We start from the raw sequence: 15,320 nt of genomic DNA on the forward strand, positions 1-15,320 counted from the left end.
CGCACCCATATCAAACCGTCCGGTATTGCCCGGGTTATTTCAGGTAGCCCGGATTGTTTACTTTCAGCCTTGTCTCCGTCATAGCGCGAAGAACCGTTCGCAACTCACGGTCACCGCCGTCGAGAGTGCGCTCACGAAGCACCCTGGCCAGGGTCTGTTCACCTTGCCCTGATTCCTCCGTCAACGCGTGACCGGCCAGAAAACGGGAAAGCATGACGTCAGTTGTTTCGGGCTCCCCCGCCTCCCGCAACTCCTGTTCCCGGATGGCCATACCCATGGCATTGGCGATCATCAATGCCTCGTATTTGCGCTCTCCACCGAGCTCGGGAACCAGTGAATCGAGCAACACCTGGCGAGCCTCCGCAAGCAGATCACGGGTTTCAGGTCGATTGATCATTGCCATCCTCCAGTTCCTGAATCTGGTTCAGCAGGTCGTATTCCATCTGAGCCACCATGCGCCCGGTCAACGCCAGCTCGAGCGAGCGTTGCTCACCCGACATGTGACGACGCGCCTGTTGCAGGGCAATGGCGGCCCAGCGCACCAGTGCCATGACCTCCCAGTAGTTGACGATTGCCGGACTAATACTGATTCCGGTTACCTCCCGGTAGCCGTCCAGAAGATCCTGTTTATCTCCAATTCCGCCCACTTCCCGCTCATCAGCACCAAAGCGCCAACTGCGGCTGCAGAGCCACCCCAGATCCTCGCAAGGGTCGCTCCAGGCGGCGAATTCCCAATCCAGAATGGCCGTCAGTCTGTCGCCGCTTACCATGTAATTGCCGGTTCGGAAATCGCAGTGACATAGAACGGTGGGGCCTGGTTCCGGTGCATTGTCTTCAAGCCAGTTCAATGCCCATTCCAGCACCGGATGTGGCTCACCAATTTCTTCCAGATAGCGGCGATAAAGAGCCACCCGACTGAGGGCCGGATTGTCCGGGTTGGGCTTCGCCAGGAAGTTCAGCGAATCGTCCGGCGGCCGCACGCTGTGAAGCCTGGCGAGCTCAGCGCCGAACCGTCGAACCAGGGCGCGGCGCTGCTCGTCAGTAAACTCCGACTTGACCAGCTTGCGTGGAGACGCACTCCCGGCGGCACGGCTCATGACGTAGAACACCTGCCCTGTGACCGCCGTATCCTCACACAGCCAGAGAGGTTCAGGGGTGGTAACTCCGGCACCAAAGGCTGCCTGCAGCACGCGGAATTCCTGTGGCCTGCTCAAACTCTCCGCCACGCCGGACGGTGCGTCCTGCCGCACTACAAATTCGTGTCGCCCGGGACGGTTGCCACCATCCAAATCCAGCGTCAGCCCGAAGTTATCCTGGATCGCCCCTCCGGAAAGCTTGTCGAAAGAGACGACCGTTGCGTCGGAGGCTCCGGTCTGCCGCGATATGAAAGTGGCAAAGGTATCCTCAAGTGCAGACATCAGGCTTCGACTCCCCAGTGCCAGAAGTCTGTACGTTCAGCCAACAACGTTTTCGAAAACACCATTTTGTGCACCTCAGACGCACCATCCACTAGCCGCGCCTGGCGGGCATAGCGGTAGATCCATTCCAGCGGGGTATCTTTGGAATAGCCCCGGGCTCCACAGAGCTGAATCGCAGTATCCACTGCCTTGTGAAGCGTATCGGCCACAGCAACCTTTGCCATGGACACCTCCTTGCGTGCAAAATCACCCTGATCCAGTTTCCACGCGGCATGCATGGTCAGCAGACGGCCAATCTGTATCTCCATTGCAGCTTCGCCCAATAACCATTGAACACCTTCTCGCTGGGCCAACGGCTGACCGAAGGACTCCCGGTTATCAACATACTCGGTAGCAATTTCCAAAGAACGACGGGCCAGGCCTAGCCAGCGCATGCAGTGAGTTAGGCGCGCGGTGCCCAAACGAATTTGTGTCAGCTTTAGGCCATCGCCGACTTCCATCAGGCGATTCTCATCCGGAATTTCCAAACCATCGAACTTCAGTTCGCAATGGCCGCCATGTTCTTCCGGCCCCATGATCGGTATCCGTCGAACGATCTCCCAGCCCGGATCATCCTTGTGGAAAAGAAAGGCGCTCAGGCCCTTGCGCGTGTCGTCAGACGTCCGTGCAATCAGAATAAAATGAGATGCTTCGGCGGCACCGGTAATAAAATGCTTGTGACCCTGGATCACCCACCGGTCACCTTTGCGCGTGGCAGTAGTCTGCATCATCCCGGGATCAGATCCGCAGCCAGGAGCCGGCTCAGTCATGACAAACGAGGAGCGTACCCTGCCCTCCACCATGGGTTTGAGCCAACGTTCCTGCTGTGCTTTGGTCGCCACCTTCGCCAGTACCGTCATGTTGCCGTCGTCCGGGGCTGCCGCGTTGAAGACCACCGGCCCGAAAATCGAGCGGTTCATTTCCTCGTAACACGCCGCCATACCGACGATATCGAGCCCCTGACCTCCCAGATCCTCAGGAATCTGTAAGCACCACAGGCCCTGCTGCTTTGCCTTGGCACGCATCTTCTCGAGATAGTCCGGCGCAATGTTTTCGTGTTCATCGTAGGCGTCCGCGTTCTGCTCCAGCGGTAACAGCTCCTGATCGACAAAGTCCCGGATGCGTTTCCGGTACGACTCGTTCCTGGGGTTCAGATTGAAATCCACAGCCCGCTCCTTAAAGGGAAGATTGAATATGACCGCCATCCACCACGAGGGTGCTGCCAGTCATGTAGTCCGAAAGTTCTGAAGCCAAAAGCAATAATGGGCCGCTCAAATCGCCCGCCTGTCCCAGGCGGCGCTGGGGAATGCGGCGAATCATTTTCTGGCCGGGTTCACTGGCAAAGAAATCACGGTTCAAATCGGTTTCGATGTAACCCGGCGCCAATGCGTTAACACGGATCCCGTAACGCGCCCATTCCAGCGCAAGGGCACGGGTCAGTTGCTCAACACCAGCCTTGGCGGCGGCATAAGGAGCCACGTTGCCGGCCACGCGATGGCCAAGGATGGAGGAAATCATGATGATGCTGCCGCCCCGATTCAGGTCGGAGAGACGGCGTGCCGCTTCAGTGCACACCAGCCAGGAGCCCTTGAGGTTGGTGTCGACCACCCGGTCCCAGTCTGACCCCGTCAGGTCCATCGCTTTTTTGCTAGTGGCTACGCCAGCATTGGAGACCACCACATCCGGAATACCAGCGTCGTCCGCCATGGTATCGAACGCCTCGGCAACACTTGCCTCGTCGGTGACGTCCATAGTCACGACATGAATATGGCTAGCATATTCGGGAAAACTGGCACTGAGTGATTCGAGCGCTTCGCGGCGGCGACCACTGACGATGACGGTTGCACCGGCTTCAAGCAGACACTGGGTGAAATTCTGGCCCAAGCCACCAGCAGCTCCGGTGACTAACGCAGTCTTACCCTTCATGCTCAGGGCGCGGTTCGTGTTGTCGGGGTTCGTATTATCGGAATTGTTCATATCTCGACCTCCTGAACACAAAATAGAACGAGCGCTCGATTTATTCAAGTAAGAAAGAGAAAGAATTCAAAGGCAATATACGAATGTTGAAAGGGTTATTCAGGGAAGATGTTTTCTATGGTGCCCGGTTTTGGGAGCACCAGGAACCAAAACCTGGAATCGGATGACACGCCTTGATACCGAAATCCTACGTCTACCCCTGCTCATACTCCCGCACCAGCTCCTGAAGAAAGTACAGGCCAGCGGAACTCAGAAAGCAGCGCCCGGCCCCAGCGCGAAACAGCAGATTGCGTTTATCCAGATAGTCCAGGGCTTCCGGCACCCCTTTTTCAAAGCGTGCCGCCCGCAGAATTTCCTGATACTCCTCATCGCCTTCCAACGCCGCAAGATCCTGCTCATTCAATCCGGCGTCGGGCCGGCCAAGGTATTCGAGGTCACGACCACTCCTCGCGAAGTAACGCCCGATCAGCAGCAGTATCACCTGCACCCGGAAGGCGTTCTCATCATGCTCTTCGCTCTCGTCGTCACTGCTTTCCTTGAGAAAGAAAAACGCACCGGTTTCATTGAACACCAGCTCGCTGCCAAGGTGTTCGTAGAAGGTCCGGAAATGGGACAGTTGGTTGTACAGCAAGTTGTAGAGCGGGTTCGCCCGCAGCTCGGAGCGGTTGCCGTCCCACACATCGCGCACAACCACCCGGCCGGCCTGGAACTCCCGGTAGATGGCCGCGCTATGGGCCGGCAGGATCTGCTCGAAACTGCTCAAACTGTGTGAATGGTCCACGGATTCGGTGGGTTCCATCGCGTCAGAGAATTCAGGCATGGTGTTGCTCCAGGCGGCGCTTGCGATAGACAAACTGCTCGCTGTCGGATGACTGGTCGAGGATTCGGAATCGGTTGGTGGTGACCACCTGCAGACCCTCCGGCGGCGAGTTCACCAGACGGTTCAGGGCCGCCAACAAATCCGGAAAGCGATAACCGGGGATAAAACCGTCCAGGCGGCCGTGCAGCTCCCGCACCAGATCCGTGGTCGGCCGCAGTTCCAGGGTTTCCAGCCACTGATACAGCTGGTTGATGCGCTGAACGTCAATCCGGGTGTGGCGACTGCTTCCGTCCACGGCCTCCAGAACCGGCACCTCGGCTTGGCGACGAAGATCGTTCAGGCGCAGGTCCAGTTCGCTGAACAATAGCTGGTAATAGCTGGACGATTCACCGAAGGCGTAATGCTTCGGACGCTGCTGGGCCCGCAGGCCAATCAGGAAGCCGGTGCTGCGGGCAAAGTCCCCGCCTTCCAGCCACTTTCGTTTCAGGCTGAGGGTCTCGGTTTCGCCCTTGAGTGCCTGCAGCTTGCCGTAGAAATGCTCCATGGCGTTGTACTGAACCATGCCCTGGCGGGTCTTGCGCAGGAAGTGCTCCACCTCCTGGGCCACCGCTGAAATCGGTTTGTACAGGGCATTCAGGCTGAGAGAGGACCGGAACAACTGGTCCGCCAGGCTCTGGTCGTCGTGGGTTTCCAGCAGCCGGACGATGGCTTCCAGGGTCTCGAACAGGTTGCTGCCGTCGGGCAGCCGCGTGTCCGGGTTCAGGAACACCAGGGTCGGTTTGATGTGGCGCTCGTACAGGGTAACGATTTGCTCAAACAGGTTCTGGCGGAACTCCAGGTATTTCTCCGGCGCCCGGCTGGCATCCCCGGACAGATCCGCAAGCTGTGCGCTGATGGTCTGCATGCGCAGCACATTCTGGCGCAGCAGGCCAATAAGCTGGCTGACCCGCTCGTTCAGGTCGTCCCGCAACTCGGTGTAATCCGGGTCCGCGTCGCTGAAGCTGCTGGTTTCCAGACGATTACGCACATCCCGCAAGGTCACCAGATGGCCTCTCAGCTTGGCATCGGTCAGTTCTTGGTACAGCGAGGCGTTGCAGGCCCGCATCAGGTTGATCAGGGCATCCTGGAACACCAATCGCCGCTCACCCTCGGCCTTGATGATGTCAATCACCAGGCCACTGCGGAACAGATTATCGGTGTTCAGCGCCAGCCGCACCCGTTCCCTGTCGGCCTTGCCCAGAGTGCGGGTATAGTCCATCACCTCGGCCACCAGATCACTCTCGCGAATGTACCGGGCCTCGTTCCGGTCCATCCTCTCGATCATCCGGAACAGAATCTTCGGGTGCTCGAACAACAGCCGGGTAGTGTCCAGGGTGCTGAAGCGTTTACTCATTCGCCGGCTCCAGCAGGCTGTTCTGGGTCTGGTCACCCCAGTGGCTGAGGGATTCGCCGTTGATGAACCCCTCGGGACCGCCCCAGAACACCAAGGTACGCTGCGGGCTGTAAGGGCGCGCCGTGCGCATCTGCCCCACTTCCAGGTGTCGGCCAATCAGGTAAATCACTTCCGCGCTGGCGCTGTGGGTGGCCGCCGAGAACAGGTTGAAACCCTGTTTGCGCAACCGATCCAGCAGCGACGGCATCTGGCTGATGTCCACGCTGGCCAGCTCGTCCAGCACCATGGGAAACGACAACTGCACGCCGGGATACAACACCCGTTTCAGCAGCCGGTATACCAGTTCCAGATTGATCAGCGCTGTGGTGGAGGTGGACTGGCCCTTCTTGTCGAGGTTGGCGGAGTTTTCCTTGCGGGTGCGGTAGGAAATGCCGGTGATCACCCGGTCCATGGTCAGCCGCTTGCTGCCGCCCTCCCCGAAAAAGTCCGCCACAAACACCCGCAAGCGGTCGTAAAAGGCATCGGACTGCAGTTGGTTGCCATAGGGGTCGATGTTGTTGGCTTCTTCCACCAGATTGCGGAATTTCGGGTCGGTGTGGATATCCACCCTAATCTCCACCAAATCGTTGATACACACGCCATCCAGTTCACGGTTCAGCTGCGCTTCAAAACGGGCAATGTGCTCGTGGTTGGATTTCAGGGCCTGGCGGTAGCTCGCTACAGTCTCGTTGTGGATACCAACCTGCTGTTCCAGCACGTTCCAGCGCTCGGCCATGCCGGCAAAAAGATCCGACAGACTTTTGAACGTCTCCCGGATAACCGATGAAGCCGGGCCGTCTTTCTGTAACTCACCTTCGGCATCGTCATGGATGCCCAGATAGACGAACTGACGCAGGTGGTCGAGGATACTGCGGCGGCGCTCTTCCAGGTCGTCCAGTTGGGTTTGTAGGTCGTCAAACGCGGCGACAGACACCTGCTCGATATCCAGCGGCTGCTCCGCTTCCGCCGTTTTCAGGTGCGGGAAGCGGTGCTCCACGGTGCCCACGCTACGGCTCAGGCCTGCTAGCTCCCGTTCCCGCTCTTCGACACGTTCCTTCTCGGCCTTGGCTTTGGCAGCCTTCTGCTGCACCGCATCCTGCTTTTCCTGCTCCAGCCGGGCCTGTTCTTCCAGCTTGGCGAGCTGTTCTTCAGCCGCCTGCTTTTCCTCAGTGGCGTCCCGCAGGGTTGTGGCGGCCGCCGGGTAACGGCTCAGGGTATCCAGGTCTTTTTCGATGGAGCGGATTTCTTTTTCCGTACGCTCGATCAGCCGGGGCCGGTCATGTTCCTGGTTGGCGGTGTCTGCCAGCTCGGAACGCTCCTTTTCCAGGCCATGTAGCTCGCCTTCAAGATGCCGGCGCTGCTCTGCAAAGTCTGTCTGCCGGGCCGGCTGAGTCGGGAACTCCGTATCAAACCAGTCAAAGCCTTTATCAGTGGGCACAAGTAGCCGCGCAAAGGCTTCAATGGTGGCCTTACTGTCGGCATCCAGGTCCTGGCCCGGACTGGCCATTACCAGCTTCGAATCCACGGCCCGCAAAGGCGCAGCAGTGGCCTCGTCCAGCTGGTTCTGCAATTGCCATTGTTGCCTACTTTCTTTTTCCTTCAGAGAGTCGAGCTTTCGCTCCAGGTCCTGCTTGTTGCGCTGGATCTGCTCCAGCCGGATCTCCGCCTGGGCAGCACTCTTCAATGCGGCCAGGTGCCCTTTCTTGCTATCAAGTTCCTCTTTCTGGATCTCCTCGATTTCCTGAAGGATATTGTCACCGTATTGGGAAAGCAGCAGTTCGCCGTCTTTCTGGTTCTGCTCGGCCCTCTTAATTCTCTGGTTAGCTGACTTTATAAGCTGCTTCAGAGCATGGTCATTTTGTTCTAGTTTCCTCAAGGACTGCACGACATGACGCAGAGTATCGTTCTGTTCATTGAACGCCTCAACGGCGGCTTTGCGCCGGGTGCCAATATCCTGCAAGGCATTGGTCACACCATCCCGAAACGCGGCAAAGTCGTGCTGGCTTCGAAGCAGGGTCTGGTAGGCCTGGTAATCCCTCTGCAGCTTTTCAAACCGTGAGCGCTCTTTCTCGATCTGGTTCAGCTGGGTTTGTTGCTGCTTCAACTGATCGTGGCGATTGAGGAAGTCATCGATATTGAAATCAAAGGCATCGTCCGCAAACTTCTTGTCCGCCTCAATAATACTGGCCACCGCATTGGCCATGGCCTGATCGTCCGCCTTCATCTCAAACAAAAGCAGAATCAGCGTGCGCAGCGACTGTACCCGGCGCTCGTCGGATTCGCCCAGGGGCAACACGGAATAGCGCACTGCATCCGCGTTCATCAGCTCGCTGCTGTAGAGCATCTGTTTGAATTTGGCCGGATCATTCACCAGCCGGGTTTCTTTGGAGAGCTTTTTCAGGTTCTCTGACAACCGGCTGAACGACAATTCTGGCACCGCCTGCCCGATACCGTCCTCATCATCACCGTTCCAGAACAGAGGCCGCAGCTGGTCATAACCCACCGGCACGAAAGCGCGGCCATAGCTGAGCTGGCTGGCACTGTCCCGGTACAGAATCTGGCAATGCACCCCGGCCGGGTTCTCGGCCTCCATAATCAGGAAACTGAACTGGCTGGGGAAGTAATGCTGGTAGCTTTCCTCGTTGGTGTAAAAGCTGCCGGCGCTGGCATTGCGGAAGGCGAACTTCTTGCGGCTGTTCTTGAAGTTGTTCTCCGGCAACAGAAACAGGCGCAGCGAATTCAACAGGCTGGATTTGCCCAGGTTCCCAGGGCCGAGAATCAGGCCATGGTTATCCACCGGGATTTCCACGTAACAGAAGCCGGCGGAATCCACCAGCACCAGGCGACGTACACCAAAGGTGAAATTGCTCGGGCTCCCCTCGGAGTCACTCATCCAGAATCATCTCCTGTTCCATGAATTTGCCGGTCGATCGAAATGCCTCTGCCAGGGCCATAAAGCCAAAACCCTCTGCCAGCGATACCGCCCTTGTAAACCGTTCGGTACTGTCCGGCAACTTGCAGAACCGGGCCAGCCATGGCTGCCAGTCGCGCGGCTGAACAAAGATTGCTTTGTCACCAAGATAGGCAGCCATCGTCGAGAACATTTGCAGACCACCCGCATCATAATCGAATGCGCAAAATACGTCTTCGTAGCCGGCCAACCAGTCAAGAACCACGCCCCGGGTAATCCGGTTGCCACCGCCCAACACCACGTCGCAGTTCGTTAGCCGCACATGCCTTCCCAGTGCCTCACTGGCAAAGTCGAGCATCTGTAAATACTGGTAGAAATTACGCTCGTTCTCCACCACCAGCACGGACCGGGCCCGGTGAAACCCCATGTCGACGGAATCCGTCCCGATAACAGCCACATCCGGCCTGCCGGACGCCAGCACCTGATGGTAAACGAGAAGAAAACTGACCTCAGTGCCGTGGCGGTGGGAGTTGCCCTTTTTTGCGGCGTCTACCCGGCTTGCCGGAGCTTGCGCTATATTTTGCAGTTCGGCGAAAGCGGCTTCATCCAAAACTGTCACTATCCACCGATTGGTTTGGACTCTATCGGTAGCAAAAACATCTCGAGCGCGACGACGAAACGACTCCGGAAGTTTCTTCAGGAAAGCTTCATAATTAATGGGCTGGCCACGGAGGATTTTCTCAAGGTAGTCGTTCAAGGGCGCACCACGGTTATTCTTGGAGTTGCGTATGAGCTGGGGAGCAAAATAACTCATAAAGCTTTAATATGGATACCATACATGGCCCCTCACCACTCTTGGAGCAAACACTATGCGCCTTCAGGATTTAATTGACGAGGCTAGCGCTCTCCCCGTCGACGAACGAGCGCTGGTTGTAGAATCACTGTTGAAAAGCCTAAACCCAATCGAAGCCGGTATCGACGAAAAATGGGCAGAGATTGCACAAATCCGCCTGGAGGAACTGGAGTCTGGCAGCCTAGAACCAGTGCCCGGCGATGACGTTTTCAGAAAGATTCGGAGCAGGCTGCAAAAATAATGGATTCCTCGGAAGTTACCGCCCCGTCCTCAGGGTGAGAGCGTTACCAGCCCTCTAACTTTACGCCGTTTTCTTTGAGGTAACCGCCTTCTCTCTCCAGTGAGCAGGCCCTCATCGTAACGTTGCAGAAGAAGAAAGGTCTGGGCATAGCGGCTGACGATATCCACCAGGCCCCGACCGCTGTCGGTGTCCAACGAAGGACTCTGGGCAGCCTTGCGAACCAGTGTTAAAGCCGCTTCCAGTTCCTGGGCGTTTTCTTCGAAGCGCTGGCGGTCCAGTGTCCAGCCCTGGGTTAGGTGCTCACGTAGAATACGGGTGGCCCATATTCTAAACTGGGTTGCGCGGGCAGAATTGATTCGATAACCCACGGAAATCACTGCATCCAGACTGCAATGCTTTCGCTGACGTTTGACCTCCCGACCGCCCTCTGGTTCAACTTGTAAGAAATCCTTACAACTTGCGGCCTCCACCAGCTCACCTTCCGCATAGATGTTCTTCAGGTGCATTGTGATGTTCTGGGACTTTACGCAAAACAACATACCCATTCGTACTTGAGTTAACCACAGGGTTTCCTGGCCGGCATCCAGGCGCACTTAGACCGCGTGAGCGGCATCTTCATAGATAACAATGGGGCTGCTGTTTTTTCACTCATGCTATTTCTCCATCCTTGAGGGGCTACAATTGAATTCCACTGCTGGGACGTTGGCGCAAGGCCATGCCGCAATAAACTGAACAACGATTCTAAGGTCGTGAAGACGTTAATGGTAGCAGCAGGCAATAAGGCACGTTGAGTGAGTAGAAACCTGATGCGGATATTGTGATGACGAAACTAGCACTGATAACCGGCGCCAGCGCCGGCATTGGCTTAGAAGTCTGCGCCCTCTTTGCCCGGAAAGGCTATAGGGTGATCGCCCTGTCCCGACAGCCGAGTGGCGTTGGGTCCGCTGTTCTGGAGCTGGCACTGGATCTTGAATCCTTTGAGCAGATCGAAGGCCTTGCCGGCACGCTGGAGCCAGAAATTGCGGCAGCCGAGCGGGTTATTTTGGTCAACAACTCCGGTTACGGGCAATTCGGCGCGCTTCGCGACCTGTCCGAAGCCATGTGGCAAAAGCAATTCAGCACCCACGTATTCGGCCCCATCAAGCTCGCTGCTGTCTGCCTGAGGCTCTGCGAGCAACATGGAGTACCCTTACGGGTCATCGCGGTGAGCTCCGTCTTATCCATCGCGCCCCAGAAAATGAAAGGCGCTTATTGTGCCGCGAAGTCCGCGATGAACGCAGCCCACGACAACTTTTGGTTTGATGAACAGAGCAGTAAAAGCCTGGAAAGCGTATCGATGGTGCTTCCGGGCCCCGTGGCGACCCGATTCAGAGAACATGCCCTGGCCGCGTTGCAGCCCGTGATCAGCCGGGCGAGCACGGCGCACCGGGAAAAGTACGAGGAAATGGAAGCAGCACTCGCGCCAGGAGCCAGAATGAAGCCATTTACCGCCAGTGCGTTGGACGTCGCCAATAAGATTGTCAGGGCTGCAGAAGCGGCGCGTCCCAAGCCTCGGTATCTGGTTACACCGCAGACTTATATTGCTGCGTTTGTCACCCGGGTTATGCCCCTCTCGGTTCAGCGGAGAATATTGAGGTAGAGGCCTCAGGTTATCGTCATGGTGCTTTAACCCGTCGAACTAAGCCGAAATGTCACGCTCATAGGGCTGCTGCCCTCATGGCTCTGATACTCAACAGGGCCAAAATAAATGAAGGGCGCTGCTTTACCATTGCGCAGCTTATTTTCACGGACAAAAAGGTGCACTGAGAGTCCAAGCTTTTTGTGGTCGATCAGTTCCCTTCCGCGCTTGCTTTGAGGCGTGGTTGAGTTCTGACTCTGCCAATGGAAAGTGCTCTCATCAATCCAGTGATCAACGTAGCGGTGCTGAGCACCTTTACCCTGTTTGTTCAGCGTCACAAGCAAAATGTGAGCATTAGCGTCTTTTAGAAATATATGCCCACTTTGCCAATTGCCAGGATTAAAAGTTGCTCCGAATAACTCCGGAATTTCCTCTCTCGGAATGTCCTGTCCGACAGCCATTTCCAACGGATCTATAATCTCGCAAAAGCGCGCGAACGTTCGAAACTGTTCAATCAGCTCAGGAGTGACAGTAATATCTTCATACTCAGGGTTAGCAGCTTCAAGGAGATATTCACCGACCGGGGATTTGCGCACTGTCCGCAGAAGATACTGGGTGTCACCTGTCTCATCGAGCCGTTCAATAGCTAGCGTCTTGTTGGTAATTGATCCGGCTTGATTAGGATTCATTTGCTCAAGTAAAAGATAATCCCCATCTTGGATCGGCTGCTTGCCACCATTCATAGAGTTACCGGATGCTCTAGCGATAAAATGGCGATTTGGCTCTATTCGTCCCTGGCCCTCTCTGATAGACCTGTACTCTGGCTCCTCGGCCTGACTACTTCTGAAGTGGCCACATGCGATCTTCAACGATGGAAAGTAAGGCAACTCCGTTCCAGAAGGAGTAATCGGGACAACATTTTCAGAGGACGACTGCTCGTGTTTGGTTGACTGCCGCGCTTCATAGGAGGCCAGGCGATAATCGATTAACTCCTGCACCATCTCCTCGAAAGGCGGAATATGATCACCTTCCAGCACAATAACTGGCTTAAATTGATCGTCCTCAATCTCAAAAACTGCTGGAGACTTGTTGGTCCAATGATCAACAGGATTCTTCTTCCAGTACTGCTGCCATTGCGCCGAGGAGCCATCAACGTTTTTTACTGAATCGGCAATCTCTTGATACAGCCTCGGCCTGCGCTTTAATGTCTGCCATGAGGCTTGGGCAAGTTTCGAGAGCAGTGGTGGATTCCGCCACCCACCTAACTGCTGAAACGCGTCTAGCAATATCATTTTGAATGATTTGCTCATAGCCGTTGTTTCAACTTCCAGCAAAAACGATTCATAGTTGGTTAAAAGTTCGGTCTCAATATCAGTGAGGTCATCCATATCGCGCACTAACCCAAACCAGCTTCCGTGTAGTTTTCGGGTTTTAGCGATACTGGCACCGAAGTGATAGTACTCGGTGAGTGTTGGGCGACGACCAAACGTATCTTTCAATGCCTGATAGTCTTTTTCAGCGCCCTGATGATCAAGACCTTTAAGGAAGTCGATCACCTCCAGATCGTAATTGATAAAGCATCCGTCTGGCAGGTCCAGCTGGTTCTTTTCAGCTTTACGGGCAAACTCCGCTAACTGTCGGTGATTCATCGCCTGGCCAATAAGCGCCTGAGGTTTGTGCAGGAAACTTCGGTGGTTACCAACAAAATCCAGAATCACAAGCTTGTCTTTGCCAGTGGCCGAGCTTTTCCGCAAGCCCCGACCGATCTGCTGGAGGAAAAGGATCTTGGATTCCGTTGGGCGCAAGAGCAGCACCGTATCAATAGCGGGCAGATCGACACCCTCGTTGAACAGGTCAACGGAAAAAATCACATCGAGCTGACCGTTCTCCAACTTCTCCAAGGCCTCGCCACGGGACATCTCTGATTCACCGTGGACGGCTGCAGACCTTACGCCCTTTCTAGAAAATTGGTCTGCCATGAAATCGGCATGAACCCGCGAAACACAAAACGCCAAAGTCCGGCTTTGCTTCTGCTCGCCCCATACCCTGTGTACCTGTTTGGCACGTCCGTATGTAGCCAGTTTATTCGCGAGCAGATTGGGATCGAACTTTCCGTTACGCCAGGGGATCTCGGTGTAATCGACAGTCTCGTCGTAGATACCGTAGTAGTGAAACGGCACCAGGAATCGTCTCTTAACACCCTCGAACAACGGATACTCAAATACCAGGTTGTCATCGCATAACGACAAAATATCGGAGCGGTCCGTGCGATCTGGCGTCGCCGTTAGTCCCAGCAGAAACTGGGGTGCGAAATAATTCAGAAGTCGATGATAGACAGGCGCGGCGGCATGGTGGAATTCATCGACAACGATGTAATCGAAATGGCGTGGGTCGAATCGTTCCAGATGGGTTTCTTTGCCGAGCGTCTGTACCGAAGCACAAAGGATATCCACTGTCCGATCACGCTGCTTTCCCATGTAAAAGCCAACGCGGCTATTCGGCTTGATCCGCAAGTAGGTTTCGGCCGCCTGATAAAGAATTTCTTCGCGGTGGGCGACAAAAAGAATCCGGCGCGCACCCATTTGAGCGGCATCAAACGCAGATAGCCAGGTTTTACCTAACCCCGTTGCTAACACGACCAAACCTCTTCGGTAGCCTTCCATGCGTGTTAGGTCCAGTGCCTCTAGCGCTTCTTGTTGCACGTCATTGGGTGTCGGAACTTCCTGTTTCTCATCACTGCCCGGTTCCAGTGACTGTTCTGGCGGCTTTCTCCGTTTCTCGTACTCATCGATCCAGTTATCAGTGAGCGGTACCACATTTGGGTGCTGAAACAGCTCATCAAACCTGCTGGCAGCTTCCAAATACCCTGAGTCGGGCGGAAAATCCACCTGATAGTTCCACTCCAACCCGTCCTGAAGCGCTTGTCGACTGATATTGCTGGAACCTATGAACGCCCTGCCCCACATTTGCTGACTCTCAAGATGGCCAGCGAACAGGTAGGCTTTCAAATGAAAACTACTCCCTTTGCTCTGATAAACACGCACCTGAGCGCCATGGTCATGCAACAGAACAAGCTTCCGAAGAGCCTCCGTGTCGGTAATGTCCAAATAATCACTGGTAAGAATGCGGATGCGAGTCGGATCAGGAGTTCGTTGCAGCGCGCTCACCAAGTCCGGGAACAAGAGATTTAAACCGGTGGTTTTAACAAACGCTACCGCCATATCTACTCGATCAGCAGCTTTAATTGCCTGGCAAAGCTTGGGTAGGAAATGATGTTCTTTTCCGCCCGTCGTCAGCTTTTTGTGGGAAGCCGGCGCCTTGGTCAGAAGAATGTTCAACCACTGCTCATCCCTATCAGGACGCTGATCATCAGTGCGCCACATCTGGCAAGCGTCAAATTCTGTCAGGCCCTGGATCCACTGCTCTGCAATAGACTCGTCAGCATCAGTAAAGCGTCGGCCATTGTGTTGGCGCTCTCCCTTCCCAACCTTGAAACTCATGTAGAAGACGCCATCCGGTTTCAGGGCATTCCACAACCGGCCAATGACTTCTGGCACATCGCCAAGAGGCAAATGCAGAAGGCTTGCACAGGCCCATATACCATCGTAAGTATTGGATTCATGGATATCCGAAAAATAGCGATGCCGAACCGATAAACCGGTTTTTTCGCTGGCTAGAGAAGCAATGGCGCCTGAACCATCAAAAGCAGAAACACGGTATCCCTTTCGACTGAAAATCAACGCGTCCCGGCCCGAGCCACAGCCCGCATCTAGAATGTGTCCACCTTCGAGAACTAGCGGCAGGAACACCTCGTATAGCTCTTCCATGCTGACTTCAAACGTTGACTCGACAAACTCATCGGCATGGCTGTCGTAATAGCTCAGCGTATCCTGCATTAGGTAGTTCCCTTGCGACTAATTAGCCTGGAGTCGATCTGGACCAGGCTACCAGGTGGATAAGTCGTCGCCAACAAACTCCTCGGATCTACTTCTGAACTTCATTTCAGTGAGC

At 55.4% G+C, this 15,320-nt stretch carries 12 protein-coding genes; 2 read left to right on the top strand and 10 right to left on the bottom strand.

Annotated features, from left to right (window positions below; all coding sequences use genetic code 11):
- Positions 1-34: 34 nt before the first annotated feature.
- The 8 genes from MDG893_RS03175 to MDG893_RS03210 form a co-directional block, all read right to left on the bottom strand.
- Positions 35-397, bottom strand: coding sequence for a DUF6285 domain-containing protein (locus MDG893_RS03175; RefSeq protein WP_040474269.1), 363 nt, complete (start codon positions 395-397; stop codon positions 35-37).
- Complete coding sequence (locus tag MDG893_RS03180) at positions 381-1,418, bottom strand: phosphotransferase family protein (protein WP_007152280.1); 1,038 nt, start codon at positions 1,416-1,418, stop codon at positions 381-383. The genes MDG893_RS03175 and MDG893_RS03180 overlap by 17 nt, the downstream gene beginning before the upstream one ends.
- Positions 1,418-2,623, bottom strand: a complete 1,206-nt coding sequence (locus MDG893_RS03185) for an acyl-CoA dehydrogenase family protein (RefSeq protein WP_007152281.1) — start codon at positions 2,621-2,623, stop codon at positions 1,418-1,420. Before MDG893_RS03185 ends, MDG893_RS03180 begins: the two co-directional genes overlap by 1 nt.
- A 10-nt stretch (positions 2,624-2,633) precedes the next feature.
- On the bottom strand, positions 2,634-3,434 hold the full coding sequence (locus tag MDG893_RS03190; protein WP_007152282.1) for an SDR family NAD(P)-dependent oxidoreductase: 801 nt from the start codon (positions 3,432-3,434) through the stop codon (positions 2,634-2,636).
- Positions 3,435-3,627: 193 nt separating this feature from the next.
- Entirely contained in the window at positions 3,628-4,254 is a 627-nt protein-coding gene (locus MDG893_RS03195) for a condensin complex protein MksE (RefSeq protein WP_007152283.1), read from the bottom strand.
- A complete protein-coding gene (locus tag MDG893_RS03200) occupies positions 4,247-5,647 on the bottom strand; it encodes a hypothetical protein (RefSeq protein ID WP_007152284.1) in 1,401 nt (466 codons plus the stop codon). Before MDG893_RS03200 ends, MDG893_RS03195 begins: the two co-directional genes overlap by 8 nt.
- Positions 5,640-8,579 (bottom strand): coiled-coil domain-containing protein, encoded by a 2,940-nt coding sequence (locus MDG893_RS03205; RefSeq protein WP_007152285.1) that lies wholly within the window; start codon positions 8,577-8,579, stop codon positions 5,640-5,642. The genes MDG893_RS03200 and MDG893_RS03205 overlap by 8 nt, the downstream gene beginning before the upstream one ends.
- The gene (locus MDG893_RS03210; RefSeq protein WP_244264380.1) at positions 8,572-9,216 is read right to left on the bottom strand and encodes a hypothetical protein; all 645 of its coding nucleotides are present in this window, start codon (positions 9,214-9,216) and stop codon (positions 8,572-8,574) included. The genes MDG893_RS03205 and MDG893_RS03210 overlap by 8 nt, the downstream gene beginning before the upstream one ends.
- 250 nt (positions 9,217-9,466) lie before the next feature.
- On the opposite strand from MDG893_RS03210, the gene MDG893_RS03215 reads away from it, so the two are divergent.
- Complete coding sequence (locus MDG893_RS03215) at positions 9,467-9,691, top strand: addiction module protein (protein WP_007152287.1); 225 nt, start codon at positions 9,467-9,469, stop codon at positions 9,689-9,691.
- A 29-nt stretch (positions 9,692-9,720) separates the two neighbouring features.
- Here the strand turns inward: MDG893_RS03215 and rhuM are convergent, their stop codons facing one another.
- Positions 9,721-10,197: a RhuM family protein gene (rhuM, locus tag MDG893_RS03220; protein ID WP_244264381.1), complete on the bottom strand. Its 477-nt coding sequence runs from the start codon at positions 10,195-10,197 to the stop codon at positions 9,721-9,723.
- A gap of 314 nt (positions 10,198-10,511) precedes the next feature.
- Between rhuM and MDG893_RS03225 the strand changes: the two genes are divergently transcribed.
- The gene (locus tag MDG893_RS03225; RefSeq protein ID WP_007152289.1) at positions 10,512-11,330 is read left to right on the top strand and encodes an SDR family NAD(P)-dependent oxidoreductase; all 819 of its coding nucleotides are present in this window, start codon (positions 10,512-10,514) and stop codon (positions 11,328-11,330) included.
- A gap of 26 nt (positions 11,331-11,356) precedes the next feature.
- Here MDG893_RS03225 and MDG893_RS03230 read toward each other — a convergent pair whose 3' ends face one another.
- Positions 11,357-15,205, bottom strand: a complete 3,849-nt coding sequence (locus MDG893_RS03230; RefSeq protein WP_007152290.1) for a DUF3427 domain-containing protein — start codon at positions 15,203-15,205, stop codon at positions 11,357-11,359.
- Positions 15,206-15,320: the final 115 nt, after the last annotated feature.

It is taken from the genome of Marinobacter algicola DG893, from assembly GCF_000170835.1.
In the GTDB taxonomy this organism is placed as follows: Bacteria; Pseudomonadota; Gammaproteobacteria; order Pseudomonadales; family Oleiphilaceae; genus Marinobacter; species Marinobacter algicola.

Bases quoted from the DNA above. Each gene is read 5' to 3' on its own strand.
- MDG893_RS03175 (WP_040474269.1), bottom strand. From the start codon at position 397: ATGATCAATCGACCTGAAACCCGTGATCTGCTTGCGGAGGCTCGCCAG.
- MDG893_RS03180 (WP_007152280.1), bottom strand. From the start codon at position 1,418: ATGTCTGCACTTGAGGATACCTTTGCCACTTTCATATCGCGGCAGACC.
- MDG893_RS03190 (WP_007152282.1), bottom strand. From the start codon at position 3,434: ATGAACAATTCCGATAATACGAACCCCGACAACACGAACCGCGCCCTG.
- MDG893_RS03195 (WP_007152283.1), bottom strand. From the start codon at position 4,254: ATGCCTGAATTCTCTGACGCGATGGAACCCACCGAATCCGTGGACCAT.
- MDG893_RS03200 (WP_007152284.1), bottom strand. From the start codon at position 5,647: ATGAGTAAACGCTTCAGCACCCTGGACACTACCCGGCTGTTGTTCGAG.
- MDG893_RS03205 (WP_007152285.1), bottom strand. From the start codon at position 8,579: ATGAGTGACTCCGAGGGGAGCCCGAGCAATTTCACCTTTGGTGTACGT.
- MDG893_RS03215 (WP_007152287.1), top strand. From the start codon at position 9,467: ATGCGCCTTCAGGATTTAATTGACGAGGCTAGCGCTCTCCCCGTCGAC.
- rhuM (WP_244264381.1), bottom strand. From the start codon at position 10,197: ATGCACCTGAAGAACATCTATGCGGAAGGTGAGCTGGTGGAGGCCGCA.
- MDG893_RS03225 (WP_007152289.1), top strand. From the start codon at position 10,512: ATGACGAAACTAGCACTGATAACCGGCGCCAGCGCCGGCATTGGCTTA.
- MDG893_RS03230 (WP_007152290.1), bottom strand. From the start codon at position 15,205: ATGCAGGATACGCTGAGCTATTACGACAGCCATGCCGATGAGTTTGTC.